The organism is Deltaproteobacteria bacterium (genome assembly GCA_028818775.1).
Lineage (GTDB): Bacteria > Desulfobacterota > Binatia > UBA9968 > JAJDTQ01 > JAJDTQ01.
This window is the reverse complement of sequence record JAPPNE010000039.1, coordinates 18636-34959: the sequence shown is the minus strand read 5'-3', so window position 1 is coordinate 34959 and position 16324 is coordinate 18636. Positions and strand designations below refer to the sequence as shown.

Here is a 16324-nt window from a genome sequence, read left to right as displayed (position 1 = left end):
CTCATCCCAAGTCCAGTTTATAGAACCGCCGCGCGTTGCCGCCCAGCAGCGCCGCCCTCTCTTCCCGGGTAATCGAATCGTTGTTCTTGATGGCGTCCACCCGGCCCCAGTCCATGTCGCTGTGAGGGTAGTCGCTGGCGTACATGAGCGAGCCGGCGCCTACCTGGTCGATGACGGCGCGCAGGTTCTCGTCGTCTTCGAAGCCTGAGAGGATGCGTCCGGAAAGGATGTCCTCCATGGGTTCCCGGATGGTTTCGGGCAGGGTGTAGGGCGCCCTGCCCCAGTTGCCTTCGTGCCGCCCGTCGCCCCTGGGTCCGCGGACGTGCTCGATGTGCTTTCCTACCCACCAGGCCCAGTACGGGAACCAGGTGGCGCCGATCTCGAGGAAGGCGCAGCGCAGGTTGGGGTAGCGCGCCAGGATGCCCATGCGCACCACAGACATCATGCCCACCATCATGGAGAACGGCATGGCGGTGACGTGGGTGGAGAAGAAGTCCGTGAAGCAGTCGGCCCACGGCGTGTCGTGCATGCCGGTGACCGCGTGGAAGCCGATGGGGGTGTCGAGTTCGTCCAAGGCGGCGAAGAACGGTTCGTATTCCGAGGAATGCAGCGGCCGGTTGCCGGCCATGCCGGGCAGCAGCACGCCGGCGAGACCCAGCTCCCGCACTGCCCTCCTGGCCTCTTCGGCGGCCCCGGCCGGGTCCTGGATCGGCACCATGGCGATGGCGTTGAGCCGTTTGGGAGCCTTGGAACACTGCTCCGCCACGTAGTTGTTGTAGGCGCGGCACACGGCGCCCGCCAGTTCCGTGTTCTCCAGGTCGAACACCCATACCAGCGCCGTCGGGAACACCACCTGGTAGTCCACGCCCATCAGGTCGAGGTCTTCGAGGCGTCCGGGGATGTCGTCCAGCGAGTTGTCACGTGCCTTCATCTGCTTGTGCCGCGGCGTGGGGTAGTTGAACCCGCCGCCGCCCACGCCCCGCGAGAAGGGAATGCGCGGCACCACCCGCCCCTCGGCCACCCAGCGCCCCTGGTCCCTGGGCTCATCGCGCAGGTCGACGACGCGCGGACGGATGGCGTGGAACTCCTTTTCGATGTAGCGGTCGAACAGGTCGAAGGGCTCGTGCAGGTGGCCGTCCGAGTCGATGGTCAGCATGGGAACCTCCCGAAACGGCAGTGACCGGGCAGGTGGGTGTGCCGTCAGGCCGTGTCTAGGAGCCGAACTTCTCCCACTGCTCGGGGGTGAAGGTCTTCAACGACAAGGCGTGGATCCGTTCGTCGCCAAGCTCGTCCTTGAGCGCCTCGTAGACCATCTTGTGCTGGTCGATGAGCCCCTTGCCGGCGAACGAATCATGCACGACCACCACCTGGTAGTGATCGCCCCCGCCGGTCAGGTCCTTGATCATCGGCACGACACAGCCCGGGAAAACCCGGCCCAGCGTATCCTCGATCTCTTGTGGCTGGATCATATCGCTGGATTAACACAAAACGGATGGGCGGACCACCGAACTAGATCCCGTAAAGCGCCCTGGCGTTGTCGTCGACGATCTTGCGACGGGCGTCCGGCGTCACCGTTTCGTTCGCCTGGAGGATCTTCAGTGCCTCCAGTTGGCTGGAGGTGTCGGCGTGGCCGTAGTCGGAGCCGATGACGATGTGGTCCTCGCCGGCGTGTTGCAGGATGTAGGGGAGGTCCTCCTCGGTCTGGCAGGCGACGTAGAAGCGGTTTCGGCGCAGCACGTTCTCGTCGAGCTTGCGGGTGCCGGTGCGGTCGAGGCGGGCGCCGAGGTCGGTGACGACGTAGGGGACCCAGGAGGCGGCGGCTTCGAGGAAGCCCCAGCGCAGGTCCGGAAACCTGTCCGGAACGCGGCTCAACACCAGGGCGTGGAACGCGGTGATGATGGGCACCTTAGCCATCCACAAGGCTGTTGCGCGGGAGTGGAAGAGCCCGCTGAGAGCATGGTTGACGAGCCCCGAATGGATGCACACCGGCATGTCGAGACGGCTGGCCTCGGCGTAGACCGGAAAGTAGTACTCGTCGATGGGCGTGCGCTCGCCCATGAGCCCTTGCAGCAGGAAGCCGCAGGCGCCGTTGTCGCGGCTGAAGCGCAACTCCTCCACCGCCGCGTCCATGGTCAGCAGGGGCAGCGTCGCCACCCAGCGGAGACGTCCCCGGCCTTGGCTCCAGACGTTGGCCATCCAGCGGTTGTAGGCGCGGCACATGGCGACCTGGGTGCGCGGACGGCTCAGCGTGGCCAAGCCCAAGAGCGTCGTGGGGTAGAGCACCTGGACGTCGGTGCCCAGCACGTCCATGTGGCGCAGGCGCGCCTCCACGTCCGTCAGCTCCGACGACTCCGGGGTGGTGCCCGACGATGCCGGCGGGAACGCCCGCTTGGGCTCCAGGTTGCTGTCGAAGAGCCAGAAGTCGTTGCGTCGCAACGGGTCCGACTGGTCCGCCGCTTCCAGGATGCGCGGCCGGTAGCGCCGGTCCTCGCCCTCCATGTGCTCCCAGGTCTCCTCGCACTCGATGACGTGGCAATCGGCATCGATGACGGCCATGGCTTACCCCCTCGAAATCCCCTGTGCCGGCGTGTCGCCCCGGGCCGGATTCGGTTTCACGCACACTACCGCGCCCCGGCCGGCCCCGGACGACTGCGGGCCTACGCCTGCGGGTCGTAGTCGGCCCGGCACTGCTGGGTCATGGCGCGCATGTCCGCGCGCAGTTCCTCGTTGGTGGGCCGGCCCACGTAGTACCAGCCGTTGTAGATGCGGTGGACCGACAGGTCCGGCAGCAGGGAGAATGCGTACGGGATCGCCAGGGTCCCGTGCTTCTTGTCCGTGGTGTCGACGATGTCCAGCGCCTCGATGGCCTTGAACTCCCGGTCGCTGAGAAACGGGAACGTCGCGCCGAGGCCTACCCTGAGGGCGCCGTTCACCTCGGGCGGATCGACGCTGACCACGGCCAGCCTGCTGTAGCTCACGGGCAGCTCTTCCTGAAGGGTCACCAGGTGGCGCAACTGCACCACGCACTTCCCTCACCAATAGCCCCGGTAGAACGCCACGATGAGCGGAAACTTGCCCTCGGTAATCTCGGACAGCTTCAGCTCCTTGCCGTTGTGGTCCTCGAGGGCCAGATCCGGGAACTTCGCGCCGACGGTTTGGTTCATGATGTACCTCCTTGAATGATCGTTGAAACGACTACGGACGGTCTGCACCCGTCCAGGAAAAGATCGATGGGTAGCCCGCGGAGCCCGAAGTCCGCGTCTTCCGCGTCGCTAGGGCGCGGATACGCTCCAGCGCTCCAACCCGGACGGATCGAGCTCGGCGCCGAGCCCCGGCGCGTCCGGGACCGCGACCCATCCCCCGCTCTCGTCGATCGGCCGGGTCACCACGTCCCCGCCCATCTTGAGCGGACCCACCGATTCGCATCCCTCCATGACGTTGGCGCAGCTTGCGGCCACGTGCAACTCCGACAGCGTGTTGATGGTCAGGCCGAAACCGTGACCGACGACACAGCGGATGCCCGCGGCCTCGGCCATGTGCACCATGCGCACGGTGCGGGTGATGCCGCCCTGCTTCATCACCTTGACCTTGACGATGTCGGCGGCTTCCTTCCGGATAACCTCCACCAGGGTCTCGGGACCGACAATGGCTTCATCCGCCATGACCGGTATGTCGACGGCGCGCCGCACCCGCGCCAGACCCGCGTAGTCCGACCGGGCTACGGGCTGCTCCAGCAGCGCCACGTCCATTGGCGCCAAAGCCTTGCCCAGCCGGATGGCCTCGTCCACGCCGTAAGCCTCGTTGGCGTCCACCCGGAGCTGCATGGCAGGCCCGACAGTGCCGCGCACCGCCGCCACCCGGTCGCCATCGAACTCCACGCCCGAGCCCAACTTGATCTTCACCGAACGGAAACCGGCATCACGCCAGCCCGCCGCCTCCCGCGCGGCCTCGTCCGGTTCCAGCATCCCGATCCAGCCGTTGAGCCGCAGCCCGTCCCGGAGCCGTCCGCCCAGAAGCGAGTGCACCGGCTGGTCCAGGGCCTTGCCCTTGAGGTCGAAAAGCGCCATTTCCAGCACGGCCTTGGCATCCAGATGGCATGGCAGGGCGCGGTCCATGAGGTCCAATGCCGCGGAGATGTTCAGGGGATCGCGCCCGACAAGGCCCGGCGCCAGCATCCGCACCGCCTTCAGGGTCTCGGCGAAGCTCTCCGCGGAGTGGCCGGGATCAGGATCGACGTTGCCCAGACCGACCGGACCCTCGTCGGTGCATACGCGCACCACGATGCTGTCCTGGTGGGTCTTGACGTCGTGGGCGTTGCGAAAGACGCCCTTCAGCGGAACCCGCAGGGGGTGGATGTCGACGGCGGTGATCTTCATGGCTCCGGATGCCGCGCAACTCCGATTCGCTTGCGCGCGGGCGCGGGTTCCTGAATCATACCCGCAACCAGCGGGTTGGTCGAATGATCGAGGAGGACCACGACATGAGCACCGCCGCACGCCTTAGGGACGCGATTGCCGAGGACGGTTGCCTGAGCGTCCCGGGCGTTCACGACGCCCTGACCGCGCTGCTCGCGGAACGGGCCGGCTTTCGCGCGGCGCTGCTGGGCGGCAACGCCACCACCGCCAGTCTCCTGGGCCTCCCCGACCTCGGGTTCCTCTCCGCCGACGCCCTCGTCGCGCACGTGCGCAACCTGAGCCAAGTGCTGCGCATTCCGCTACTGGTGGACGCGGACACCGGTTTCGGCGGACCGCTTCAGGTGCACCGCGCCGTCGCGGCGCTGGAGCACGCGGGGGCGGCGGCGGTTCAGATCGAGGATCAAACGCCCGCCAAGCGCTGTGGGTTGCTGGCGGGGGGACATCCGCTGGTTTCGACCGAGGAGATGGTGGAGAAGGTCGCCGCGGCGTGCGCCGCGCGCAAAGACCCCGACACCGTGATCATCGCGCGCACATTGGCATATTCCTCGGGCGGCCTCGACGAGGCCATCCGGCGCGGGCGCGCCTACCGCGAGGCCGGCGCCGACGCGATATTCGTACAGGTACCGGGCGCCATCGAGGAATTGCGTGAGCTCCGCCGCCGCGTTCCCGGTCCGCTGGTGGTCAACATGGACGAGACCCTTCCGGCGTCGAACCTGACCGTGAGCGACGCGGGCGCCGAAGGGTTCAAGCTGGCGCTGTTCCCCGGGTCCGTTCGCTACACGCTGGTGAAAACCGTCGGCCGCGTCTTCGCGGCGCTGCACGAGGAAGGCACCACCCAAAGCCTCCGGGAGCACATGGCGTCCCTGGACGAGTACCACAACGTGCTGCGGATGGACGAGTTTCTGGACCTTGAACGCAGGCTTGCGAAGCCGTAGCCGGGCCTCACGCCCGGATGTTTTCCAGGAACAGCTCGGTGGGAATCTCCCGGCCGAGGCCGGCGTCGCGGGCGCGTTCGTAGACGGCGCCGGTGACGGCGCTGAACTGTGGGCCGATGGCGCCGATGTTCATGAACCATGCGGTCTGGTCCGGGCTGGTGCGCCCGGGGATCCGGCCGCTGATGAGGTCGGGCAACTTGGGGATGTCCACGATCTCGCGCGTCAGGTTCACGCGCGGCACCAGCGCCCGCTCCTCCTCCTGACCGGCGACGTAACCCAGGTAGCCGCCGCGGGCGTAGAAGGCTTCGGGCGGGGGGTTCTCCAGGTAGGGAGTGGCGTCTCCCGGGCGCACCGCCACGTCCACGGCGTGAAGGAAGCCCGGCTCCACGGAGTTCCGGTTGACGTCGATGACGGTCATGCCCGGCTCCAGCCAGTCCGAGAAGAACACCGGCTCGATGGCGGACGCGCAGCAGCACACGATGTCCGCGCCCCGCACCGCCGTGCGCGCGTCCGCGGCGACTTCCACCTCGATCCCGTGCCGCGCCCTCATCTCTTCCGCGTACTGCCGGACATTCTCCGGGTTCAAGCTGAAAGCCCTGACCCTGGTGACGGGACGCACCCGCACAAGCGCGTCGAGGTAGCTACGTGCCATGCCGCCGGAACCGATCATCGCCACCGTGCGGCTGTCCTCCCGCGCCAGGTACTTGGCCCCCAGGCCGGCACCAGCGCCCACGCGGTCGTGCTGGAGGCGGCCGTCGTTCATCATGGCCACCGGGGTCCCGTCGCGGGTGCTGAAGAGCAGCAGCAGGCCGCACCAGGTGCCGGGCTCGCGGGCGTACTTGTTCTCGCGCCGGTGGCCCCGCTCCATGGGCCAGCTCACCATGTCCGAGATGATGCGGATGCAGGCGTAGCCGTCCTGGCGGCTGCCCCCGACCATGAGGGCGAGACGGTGGTAGGGTGACTCCTGCCCCGAGGGCACGTACATGTCCATGCGCCCCATGCCCACGGCGTCGCCCCTGGCCAGTTCCCGGAACAGGCTTTCCAGGGCGTCCAGGCAAAGCGGCATGTCGATGACCCGAGCGACATCGTCGTTGTTGAGAAACAGCATGACAACCTCCCCGTCTCCCGGCGCAGGGGTTTGCCACCGCCGTGCGGTGGAGTATATTGGCAGTGCTCTACCTTGCCGGCCCTCCCACCGCGGGTACGGAACGGTTTCGCGCCGAAAGGAGAACACCTCATGCCTCTTTATGAGTTCCAGTGCAAGGGTTGTGGACACGAGTTCGGCGACCGGCCCGTCCATGAACCGCGGCGCGCGGCGTGACTTTCGAAAGGAAATCGGGTAGAAGTACAGGAACTGCTTAAAGCAACTGGACACCTTATCCAGAGTGGTGGAGGGACAGGCCCGTTGAAGCCACAGCAACCACGTATCCCAAGGGAACGCAGGTGCTAATTCCGGCCCGCAAGGGACAGATAAGGTGAGGAGAAAACCTCTTCTCATCTTGGAAGAGGTTTTTTTTCGTTTGTAGTGTCTTGAGTAGTGTCGTTGAAGCTTAGCCTGGAGCCCGCGTTCGATGCGTCTGACCCCTGATCAAATCGAGCGATACAGCCGCCAGATCATGATCCCCGACGTCGGCGGCGCCGGCCAGATACGCCTGCGCCAGGCGAGTGCCCTGGTGGTGGGAGCCGGCGGTCTGGGAAGCCCCGCGGCATTCTATCTGGCCGCCGCCGGCATCGGGCGGCTCGGCATCGTGGACGGCGATACGGTGGACCTCTCCAACCTGCAGCGGCAGATCCTCCACACCACCGCCGACCAGGGTCAGCGCAAGGTGGAATCGGCGAGGTCGCGGCTGCGCGAGCTCAACGCCGAGGTGGAGGTGGAGGTCCACGACGTGCGCCTGACCGAAGACAACGCCGCCGGGCTCATGGAACCGTACGACTTCGTCATCGACGGAAGCGACAACTTCGACACCAAGTTCCTGGTCAACGATGTCGCCGTGGCCATGAGCAAGCCGTTTTCCCACGCGGGGATCGTACGCCTTCAGGGCCAGACCATGACGGTGGTGCCGCCGGACAGCGCCTGCTATCGCTGCCTTTTCGAGGAGCCGCCGGCGCCCGGCGAGGTCCTGGGGTGCCAGCAGGCGGGTATCCTGGGCGCGGTGGCGGGGACCATCGGATCCATCCAGGCCACCGAGGCCGTCAAGTACATCGTCGGCCTCGAGGAGCACCTGCTGGTGAACAGCCTGCTCACCTATGACGCCAAGACCATGGAAATAAGAAAGGTGCCGGTGTCGCCGAACCCGCGCTGCAAGGCTTGCGGCGCATCCGCGGGCCCGCCGGCGTCCCAAAGGAGTCACGCATGAGCTTTGTGAAAGGATTGAAATGCCGGGAGTGCGGCCGGGAGTATCCCACGGCGCCCCTGCACGTGTGCGAGGACTGCTTCGGCCCCCTCGAGGTGGAGTACGACTACGACGCGATCCGCGATAGCGTGAGCCGGGAGAAGATCGCCTCGCGGGCCCGCAACCTGTGGCGTTACCGGGAGCTGCTGCCCATCGACCAGGAGCCCCGCGTGGGCCTCTACTCGGGCTATACCCCACTCATCCGTGCGCGCCGCCTGGGCGAGGCGCTGGGCGTCGACGAGTTGTACCTCAAGGACGACTCCGTGAACCACCCGACCTTCTCGTACAAGGACCGGGTGGTGTCGGTGGCCATCTCCAAGGCCATCGAGTTCGGCTACGAAACCGTCTCGTGCGCCTCCACCGGCAACCTCGCCAACTCGGTTTCGGCCCACGCCGCCAGCGCCGGGCTCAACTGTTACGTGTTCATCCCCGAGGGGCTGGAGGAAGGGAAGATCGTCGGCTCCGCCATCTACGGCCCGCGCACCGTGGCCATCAAGGGGACCTACGACGACGTCAACCGGCTGTGCAGCGAGATCGGCGACAAGTACCAGTGGGCGTTCGTCAACGTGAACCTGAGGCCCTACTACTCCGAGGGCGCGAAGACGCACGCCTTCGAGGTGGCCGAACAGCTCGGCTGGAAGCTGCCGCGGCACATCGTGGTGGGCTCGGCGGGAGGCACCATCCTGCCCAAGCTGGGCAAGGGGTTCAAGGAGCTGCGCAAGGTGGGGCTGGTGGACCCGGACGAGCCGTGCAGCATCTACTCCGCGCAGGCGGCTGGCTGCTCGCCCATCATCAACGCGCTCAAGCGCGGCACCGACGTCGTCGACCCGGTGAAGCCCGACACCATCGCCACCTCCATCGCCATCGGCAACCCGGCCGACGGCTACTACGTCATCCAGACGCTGAAGGAGACCGGCGGATGGGGCGAGAACGTCACCGACGAGGAGATCCTCGACGGCATCCGCTTGCTGGCCGCCACCGAGGGCATCTTCACCGAGCCCGCAGGGGGCACCGAGGTGGCGGTGACGAAGAAGCTCATCGAGCAGGGCCGGATTCCACGGGACGAGTCCATCGTCATCTCCATCACCGGGAACGGCTACAAGACCATCGAGACGGTGGCGCACATCGTCGACCGGCCGTACAGCATCGACGCCGACCTGGGCAACTTCGACGAACTGTACGACGGGCTGACGCGCGCAACGCGGCCGGACGCGAAGGCGGGCTGAAGGCGCCATTGAAAAGGTCGCAACCGGGTTTTATCCTGATGGAGAGGGAGGTTGTTTCATGAGTGTTCGTGTACGCGTGCCTACGCCGCTGAGAAAATTCACCCAGGGATCGGACGAGGTCGACGTCAACGGCGACACCGTTCTGGCCATGCTGGAGGATCTGGAGCAGAAGCACCCCGGCATCAAGGAGCGCATCATGGACGAAAGCGGCAAGGTGCGCCGGTTCGTGAACGTCTACGTCAACGGCGACGACATCCGCTTTCTCCAGAACGTCGATACCGCGTTGAAGGACGGCGACAGCATCTCCATCGTCCCGGCCATCGCCGGCGGCCTCTAGCGAGTTCCCGGCACGCTCCATGCTCACCGCGCTGAACCAGGACGCCGCCTCGCCCCTTGGCCGGCCGCGCAAGGTCGACGGCATCGTCGAGCTTGTCGGCAACACGCCCCTGGTGGAGGTCCGGCGGATAACCAGCGGGTTGTCACGGGGCGTGCGGGTGCTGGCCAAGCTCGAGGGGTTCAATCCCGGCGGCTCGGTGAAGGACCGCCCCGCCCTCCGGATGATCCGGGATGCCATCGACACCGGGCGGCTCACGCCGGGCCGCACCATCATCGACTCCACCTCGGGCAACACCGGCATCGCCATCGCCATGATCGGCGCGGCGCTGGGCTACCCCGTACGGCTGGTGGTGCCCGCCAACGTGAGCGAGGAACGCAAGAACATCATCCGGTTGTTCGGCGCGGAGATCGTCTACAGCGATCCGCTGGAAGGCTCCGACGGAGCCATCCGTCTCTGCCGCAAGATCGTCGCGGAGGACCCGGACGGATACTTCAAGCCCGACCAGTACTTCAACCCGATGAACAGTCAGGCCCACTACGAGGCCACCGGTCCCGAGATCTACCGGCAGACCGAGGGGGGCGTCACCCACTTCGTCGCCGGCATCGGCACCGGCGGCACCGTGATGGGGGCGGGACGCTTCCTGAAAGAGCGGGATCCGCGCATCCGCGTGATCGCGGCCGAGCCCGACTCCGAGATCCACGGACTCGAAGGGCTGAAGCACATGGCCAGCTCCATCGTTCCGGGCATCTACCATGAGGAGGAGCTGGACCTGAAGATCCCGGTGTCCACCGAGGACGCCTACGAGATGGTCTACCGGCTGAGCCAGGAGGAGGGGCTGCTGGTGGGGCAATCATCCGGCGCCGCCCTGGTGGCGGCCATGGCCGTGGCCCGGCGCCTCACCCACGGCACGGTGGTGGCGGTGTTTCCCGACTTCGGCGCGCGTTACATGACGACGAACCTCTGGACCACGTGGAAGGAAAGCCTTGACGTCGGCAACGTGGACTTTTCCATCTGACACTCGCGCCCCGGACCGCGCCCGGCGCCCGCATGGAGTCACGGGACCCGGTTCGCGCGCGACCTGAACGGCCATGATCATTCGCTGTCCGAACTGTTCCACGACGTACAAGGTCGACGGCAGCGTCTTCGACGCGCCCAAGCCGAGTTTCCGCTGTTCCCGCTGCAAGCACGTCTTCAGCGTGCACGTGCGCCTGCAGTTGGACGAAGAGCGGTCGGACGCGGAGCCCGAAGCCGCCGGCGACGCGCCGGAAACGGATCCCACCCCAAGCGCGCCGGACCCGGCCGGCGACACGGCGGGGGCCGGGCATGAAACCGCCGCCGGCCCCCAACTCGCCGAAGAGGACGCATCCCCCGGAGCCCTGCGGGAGGAACCCGACGAAGACGCCGGCTCCCTGGACGACGATGCCATCGAGGAAGCAGGTGTCGAGGACGTGGAGAACGCAGACGTTACGGCGCTGGCGCCGGCCGGCGACCCGCCGCCCCCGGCCCTTGAGGAGGAAGCCGTCGAGGAATTCGACACGGACGACACCGGGGCGCGCGACCCCGAGCTCCCCTACCCGGAGTTCGACGTCGATCCCGAGGAGGCCTCTTCGCCGGACGAACCCCAGGTTCTCACGTTCGACCAGGAGGGCGGCTCCGACGCCATGGACGCGGGACCCGACCGCCCGCGACCGGACTTCGAGATCGACGACGATTTCCTGATCCCGCCCAAACGGGAAGCACCCCCGCCGCCCCTGCCCGACACCAAAGGCTCCGTGGTGCCTTTCGTGAGTCTCATCGGACTCATCCTGTTCGCCGCGGGCCTGGTGACGCTGATCCACATGATCAACCCCCAGCCGCTGGACGGTCTGCTGCGGCGGATACCCTGGTACGGCGCGGCCGTATTCGACAGCAAGCACTACCAAAGCACGCTGGTATTCGAATCGCTGGTGTCCGGCGTCCGGCCGGTCCTGAACCAGACGGAGGTCTTCGTGGTCTCCGGCAAGCTGGTCAACCGGAACGACCAGAGCATGCGTCAGATTCAGATCGAGGCTCAGCTTTTCGATGCGGAAGGGAAACAGGTGGGAAGGCAGGTGACTTTCGTGGGTAACGCCATTTCACCCAAGATCCTCGAGGACATGAGCCTGCGAGAGATCTCGCTGCTACAGAGCCTCAAGCCTCAAAGCGCTTACCACATCCCGCCCAACGGATCGGCGGACTTCACGATCGTCTTTCCCAAGCCAGAGGCGGCGGTGGCATCCTTCAGTTGCCGGGTGCTCGCGGCCGACGGCGGCGGCGCCGCCTAGCGACCCGTCCCGCCCTCAGTCTTTCTTGGAACCGTCGCCCTCACCCTTCTCGGCGGCGGTGACGTCGATCTCGTCCGGCTCGTGGAGCGACTTGCGGAAGCTCTTGATCCCCTTGCCGAGACCCTGGCCCAGCTCCGGCAGCCTGCGGCTGAAGAGAACCAGGATGATCACCAGGATGATCAGCAGTTCCCATATACCCAAGCCAAACATGATGTCCCCACTCTAGCCGAAATACGGCTTGATTGACAGCCGCGCTACGCGTACGCGGCCACGGGCGCGCAGGTGCACACCAGGTTGCGGTCGCCGTAGGCGTTGTCCACCCGTCCCACCGGAACCCAGAACTTGCGCTGCCGCACCCACTCCAACGGGAACGCCGCCTTGTCTCGCGAATACGGGTGCGGCCAGTCGTCCGACAAGAGGTGCGAGGCACTGTGAGGCGCGTTCTTGAGCACGTTGTCCGACGCGTCCGCGGCGCCGGTCTCGATCTCGCGGATCTCCTCGCGGATGGCCAGCATGGCGTCGCAGAAGCGGTCCAGCTCCTCGCGCGACTCGCTCTCGGTGGGCTCGATCATCAGCGTACCGGCCACGGGCCAGGACATGGTGGGCGCGTGGAAGCCGTAGTCCATGAGCCGCTTGGCCACGTCCTCCACGGCGATGTCGGCCGACGCCTTGAACGGGCGTACGTCGACGATGCACTCGTGCGCCACCATGCCGTTCTTGCCGCGGTAGAGGATGCGGTAACCGGACGACAGCCGGTGCGCGATGTAGTTGGCGTTGAGCACCGCCACCTGGGTGGCGCGGGTGAGGCCGGCGGCGCCCATCATGGCGATGTACGCCCAGGATATCGGCAGGATGCCGGCGCTGCCCCAAGGGGCCGACGACACCGCCGTGATGCCGCCCGCCGGGCCGCATTCGGGCGCGACACCGTGGGTAGGGAGATACCCCCGGAGGTGCTCCGCCACGGCCAGCGGCCCGACCCCCGGGCCGCCGCCGCCATGGGGGATGCAGAAGGTCTTGTGCAGGTTCAGGTGGCAGACGTCCGGACCGATGCGTCCCGGTTGGCACAACCCCACCAGCGCGTTCAGGTTGGCGCCGTCCAGGTAGACCTGTCCGCCGCGCTCGTGGACGATGCGGCAGATCTCGGTAATCCCTTCCTCGAAAACCCCATGGGTGGACGGATAGGTGACCATCAGGGCGCCGAGCTCGCCGCCGAAGCGGTCGGCCTTGGCGCGCAGGTCGTCCAGGTCGATGTTGCCGTCCTCGTCGCAGTCCACCACCACCACGCGCATGCCCGCCAGCACCGCGCTGGCGGGATTGGTGCCGTGGGCGGAGCTGGGGATGAGGCACACGTCGCGTCCGCCCTGGCCGTTGGCGGCGTGGTGCTCCCGAATCACCAGCAGGCCCGAGTACTCTCCCTGGGAGCCGGCGTTGGGCTGCACCGACACCGCAGCGAAGCCCGTGATGGCCGCGAGCCACTCCTCCAACTGGGTGATGAGGCGCCGGTAGCCTTGGGTCTGGTCCGCGGGCGCGAAGGGATGCATGCGGGCGAACTCGGGCCAGGTCACGGGGATCATCTCGGCGGTGGCGTTGAGCTTCATGGTGCACGAACCCAGCGGGATCATGGACTGGGCCAGACTGAGGTCCTTGGCCTGGAGCTCCGCCATGTAGCGCAGCATCTGGGTCTCGGAATGGTGGCGGTTGAACGCTTCGGCTTCCAGGTAACCGCTCCTGCGCACGCACGCGTCGGGCAGGTGCACGCTCGCTTCCCGCGCAACGGCCGCCGCCAGGTCTTCATCCGCCGCCGGCGCACCGAACGCTTCCAGCAGCTCGCCGAGGTCCTCCGCCGCGGTGGTCTCGTCCAGAGCCACGTGCAACTGTCCCTCCGAGGGCCGTCCGAGATTGATGCCGCGCTCCGCCGCCGCGCGCTGGATCGCGCCCGCGCGTTCCGGGCCGGCATCGACGCGCAGCGTGTCGAAGAAGCTATCGGCGGCCAGGGAAAAGCCGGCGGCGCGGAGCCGCCGTGCCAGGAACGACGTGTGGCGGTGCACCCGCTCGGCGATGTTCCTGAGCCCCGCCGGGCCGTGATAGACCGCGTACATGGACGCCATGACCGCCAGCAGCACCTGGGCGGTGCAGATGTTGCTGGTGGCCTTCTCGCGCCGGATGTGCTGCTCGCGGGTCTGCAATGCCAGCCGCAGCGCGCGTTCGCCGTGGGCGTCCCGGGACACCCCCACCAGGCGGCCCGGCATCATGCGCTTGTAGCGCTCGCGGGTGGCGAGGAAGCCGGCATGGGGACCGCCGAAGCCCATGGGCACGCCGAAACGCTGGGCGCTGCCGACCACCACGTCGGCGCCCATTTCCCCCGGCGGCGCGAGCAGGCAAAGGCTCAGGAGGTCGGTGGCGACGATGCCCATCAGCCCGCCGGCCCGGCACCGCCGAAGGAACCCGTCGAGGTCCGGGATGGCGCCGCTCGCCGCCGGATACTGGATGACGGCGGCGAACGCGTCCGCCGGAAGATCGGCGCCGGCGCTGCCGCTCGTCAGCTCCACCCCGATGGGGCGCGCGCGCGTGCCCACCACCTCCACGGTCTGGGGGAAGACGTCCTCGCACACGAAGAGCTTCCGCCGCCCCTGCTTCTCGGCGTTCAACGCCAGGAACACGGCCTCGGCGGCCGCCGTTCCCTCGTCAAGCATGGAGGCATTGGCGATTTCCATGGCCGTGAGGTCGGTGACCATGGTCTGGAAGTTCAGCAGCGCCTCCAGGCGCCCCTGGGAGATTTCCGGCTGGTACGGCGTGTAGGCGGTGTACCAGCCCGGATTCTCGAGGATGTTCCGGAGGATGACGGCGGGCGTGTAGCAGTCGTAGTAGCCCACCCCGAGGTAGGAGCGGGCGGGCCGGTTGTCGGCGGCGACGGCGCGCGCCGCGCGCAGAAGCTGCTCTTCGGTCAGGGGCTCGGGCAAGTCCAGGGTATCCGGGAAGCGGATGTTCTCGGGCACGGCCCGCCGCACGAGGTCCTCGAGGGAATCGAGGCCCAGGACGGCCAGCATCTCCCGCACTTCCGCCGCACCGGGACCGATGTGCCGTGACGAAAACAGCTCCCGAAACGAATTCCTGTGATCTGTCGGGTCCACGGCAGGCTCCTCTATGTTCTAGTACGCTGCGTCAAGCGCCGCCGTCGTCGTCATCCGGCTGCCCTTCGCAGTGCTCCTTGTACTCCTCATGGGTCAAGAGGTCGTCGAGCTCGCTGACGTCCGACATGGTCACCTTGATGATCCACCCCTCGCCGTAGGGGTCCTCGTTGACAAGCTCCGGGGTGTCCGTCAGCGCATCGTTGACCTCGACCACGGTGCCGCTCACCGGCGCGTAGAGGTCCGACACCGCTTTCACGGACTCCACCGCGCCGAACGGATCGTCCTTGCTGATGGTCTCCCCCATCGCCGGGGCCTCCACGTACACCACGTCTCCCAGTTCGTTCTGGGCGAAATCGGATATGCCGATGACGGCGCCGTCCGCGTCCTCCACCAGCACCCACTCGTGCTCCCTCGAATACCGCAGACCCTTGGGGTACTCCATCGATTCCTCCTTCGCGGCCGGCCGGTTCGCTACCGGACGAACGGCACGCGGACGATGCGGGCGCGCACCCGCCTGCGGCGGATTTCCACCTCCACCTCGGTGTCCGCCGCCGCGGACTCCGGCGCGACGTAACCCAGCGCGATGGCCTTGCCCAGGGTCGGCGACAGAGTGCCGCTGGTGATGCGCCCCACTTCGCGCCCTTCGCGCCATATCGGGTAGCCTTGGCGGGCAATGCCCGCCTCTTCCATCATCAGCCCGGCCAAGCGCCGCACAAGCGGCTCCTTCCGCGCCAACACCTCGGAGCCGATGAACGGCCCCTTGTCGAGCTTGGTGACCCAGCCGAGCCGGGCCTCCAACGGCGTCGTGGTCTCGTCGAGTTCATGGCCGTAGAGCGAGTAGCCCTTCTCCAGGCGGAGGGTGTCGCGCGCGCCCAGGCCGGCCGGCTCCACGTCGCCCGCCGCCGTGAGGGTGTCCCAAAGCGCGGCGCCGTCTCCCGCAGCGCAATAGAGCTCGAACCCGTCCTCCCCGGTGTACCCGGTGCGTGAAATCATGCAGGGGATTCCGCTCACGTCCCCATTCACGAATTGGAACGGCTTGAGCGTCGACAGCTCCGCCGCGGTCAACGGTTGCAGGATTCCCGCGGCGGCGGGCCCCTGAAGCGCCAGCAACGCATAGGCGTCGCTGACGTTTTCCACGGTCACGTCGTCGTCCGCGTGATCCGCCAGCCACTCGAAATCGACGTCCGCGCGGGAGGCGTTCACGCACAGCAGGTAACGTGCCTCCTCCAGACGGAAGATCACCAGGTCGTCGATCACGCCCGCGCGCTCGTTCAGCAACAGCGTGTACTGAGCCTGTGACGGCTGCAGGCGCGTGACGTCGTTGGTGGTGACCCGCTGGCAGAACCGCGAAGCGCCGGCGCCCGTCACCTCCAACTCTCCCATGTGGCTCACGTCGAAGAGCCCGGCCCCGGAGCGCACTGCCGCGTGCTCGGCCTGGATGCCCCGGTACTGGACCGGCATCTCCCATCCGGCGAACCCCACCATGCGCGCGCCCAGCGCCTTGTGCCGCTCATGCAACGGCGTCCTGCGGAGTTGTTTGCCCTGCGCCTCTTCCACCATGGTCGGAGACCCCCGTGTACG

At 67.2% G+C, this 16324-nt stretch carries 17 protein-coding genes and 1 riboswitch; of the genes, 6 read left to right on the top strand and 11 right to left on the bottom strand.

Going from position 1 to position 16324, the window contains the following annotated elements:
* Position 1 precedes the first annotated feature (1 nt).
* From OXU42_03655 to OXU42_03630, 6 genes are all read right to left on the bottom strand, one after another.
* A complete protein-coding gene (locus OXU42_03655; GenBank protein MDE0028485.1) occupies positions 2-1156 on the bottom strand; it encodes an amidohydrolase family protein in 1155 nt (384 codons plus the stop codon).
* Positions 1157-1211: 55 nt separating this feature from the next.
* A complete protein-coding gene (locus OXU42_03650; GenBank protein MDE0028484.1) occupies positions 1212-1469 on the bottom strand; it encodes a BolA family transcriptional regulator in 258 nt (85 codons plus the stop codon).
* Positions 1470-1509: 40 nt separating this feature from the next.
* Positions 1510-2556: an amidohydrolase family protein gene (locus OXU42_03645; protein MDE0028483.1), complete on the bottom strand. Its 1047-nt coding sequence runs from the start codon at positions 2554-2556 to the stop codon at positions 1510-1512.
* A gap of 101 nt (positions 2557-2657) precedes the next feature.
* Positions 2658-3020 carry a hypothetical protein gene (locus OXU42_03640; GenBank protein ID MDE0028482.1) on the bottom strand — a complete coding sequence of 121 codons (363 nt, stop codon included), beginning with the start codon at positions 3018-3020 and terminating at the stop codon, positions 2658-2660.
* A gap of 12 nt (positions 3021-3032) precedes the next feature.
* On the bottom strand, positions 3033-3164 hold the full coding sequence (locus OXU42_03635) for a redoxin domain-containing protein (protein ID MDE0028481.1): 132 nt from the start codon (positions 3162-3164) through the stop codon (positions 3033-3035).
* Between the two features lie 108 nt (positions 3165-3272).
* Entirely contained in the window at positions 3273-4376 is a 1104-nt protein-coding gene (locus OXU42_03630) for a hypothetical protein (protein ID MDE0028480.1), read from the bottom strand.
* Between the two features lie 104 nt (positions 4377-4480).
* Between OXU42_03630 and OXU42_03625 the strand changes: the two genes are divergently transcribed.
* Positions 4481-5350, top strand: a complete 870-nt coding sequence (locus OXU42_03625; GenBank protein ID MDE0028479.1) for an oxaloacetate decarboxylase — start codon at positions 4481-4483, stop codon at positions 5348-5350.
* 7 nt (positions 5351-5357) lie between these two features.
* On the opposite strand, the gene OXU42_03620 is transcribed toward OXU42_03625, so the two are convergent.
* Positions 5358-6458 carry an ornithine cyclodeaminase family protein gene (locus OXU42_03620; protein MDE0028478.1) on the bottom strand — a complete coding sequence of 367 codons (1101 nt, stop codon included), beginning with the start codon at positions 6456-6458 and terminating at the stop codon, positions 5358-5360.
* Positions 6459-6723: 265 nt separating this feature from the next.
* A riboswitch (SAM riboswitch) is annotated at positions 6724-6827 on the top strand.
* 94 nt (positions 6828-6921) lie between these two features.
* Here OXU42_03620 and OXU42_03615 point away from each other — a divergent pair.
* From OXU42_03615 to OXU42_03595, 5 genes are all read left to right on the top strand, one after another.
* On the top strand, positions 6922-7710 hold the full coding sequence (locus OXU42_03615) for a HesA/MoeB/ThiF family protein (protein MDE0028477.1): 789 nt from the start codon (positions 6922-6924) through the stop codon (positions 7708-7710).
* Positions 7707-8972, top strand: coding sequence for a threonine synthase (thrC, locus tag OXU42_03610; protein MDE0028476.1), 1266 nt, complete (start codon positions 7707-7709; stop codon positions 8970-8972). The genes OXU42_03615 and thrC overlap by 4 nt, the downstream gene beginning before the upstream one ends.
* Before the next feature lie 58 nt (positions 8973-9030).
* Positions 9031-9309, top strand: a complete 279-nt coding sequence (locus OXU42_03605) for a MoaD/ThiS family protein (protein ID MDE0028475.1) — start codon at positions 9031-9033, stop codon at positions 9307-9309.
* Between the two features lie 19 nt (positions 9310-9328).
* Positions 9329-10324, top strand: coding sequence for a cysteine synthase family protein (locus OXU42_03600; protein ID MDE0028474.1), 996 nt, complete (start codon positions 9329-9331; stop codon positions 10322-10324).
* Positions 10325-10397: 73 nt separating this feature from the next.
* A complete protein-coding gene (locus tag OXU42_03595; protein MDE0028473.1) occupies positions 10398-11612 on the top strand; it encodes a zinc-ribbon domain-containing protein in 1215 nt (404 codons plus the stop codon).
* A gap of 15 nt (positions 11613-11627) precedes the next feature.
* Here OXU42_03595 and tatA read toward each other — a convergent pair whose 3' ends face one another.
* From tatA to gcvT, 4 genes are read right to left on the bottom strand one after another with little or no spacing between them, the layout of a single operon-like run.
* The gene (tatA, locus tag OXU42_03590) at positions 11628-11822 is read right to left on the bottom strand and encodes a twin-arginine translocase TatA/TatE family subunit (GenBank protein MDE0028472.1); all 195 of its coding nucleotides are present in this window, start codon (positions 11820-11822) and stop codon (positions 11628-11630) included.
* A gap of 44 nt (positions 11823-11866) precedes the next feature.
* Positions 11867-14743 carry an aminomethyl-transferring glycine dehydrogenase gene (gene gcvP / locus OXU42_03585; protein ID MDE0028471.1) on the bottom strand — a complete coding sequence of 959 codons (2877 nt, stop codon included), beginning with the start codon at positions 14741-14743 and terminating at the stop codon, positions 11867-11869.
* A 31-nt stretch (positions 14744-14774) separates the two neighbouring features.
* The gene (gcvH, locus tag OXU42_03580; protein ID MDE0028470.1) at positions 14775-15185 is read right to left on the bottom strand and encodes a glycine cleavage system protein GcvH; all 411 of its coding nucleotides are present in this window, start codon (positions 15183-15185) and stop codon (positions 14775-14777) included.
* Positions 15186-15214: 29 nt separating this feature from the next.
* Positions 15215-16303, bottom strand: coding sequence for a glycine cleavage system aminomethyltransferase GcvT (gene gcvT, locus OXU42_03575; protein MDE0028469.1), 1089 nt, complete (start codon positions 16301-16303; stop codon positions 15215-15217).
* Positions 16304-16324: the final 21 nt, after the last annotated feature.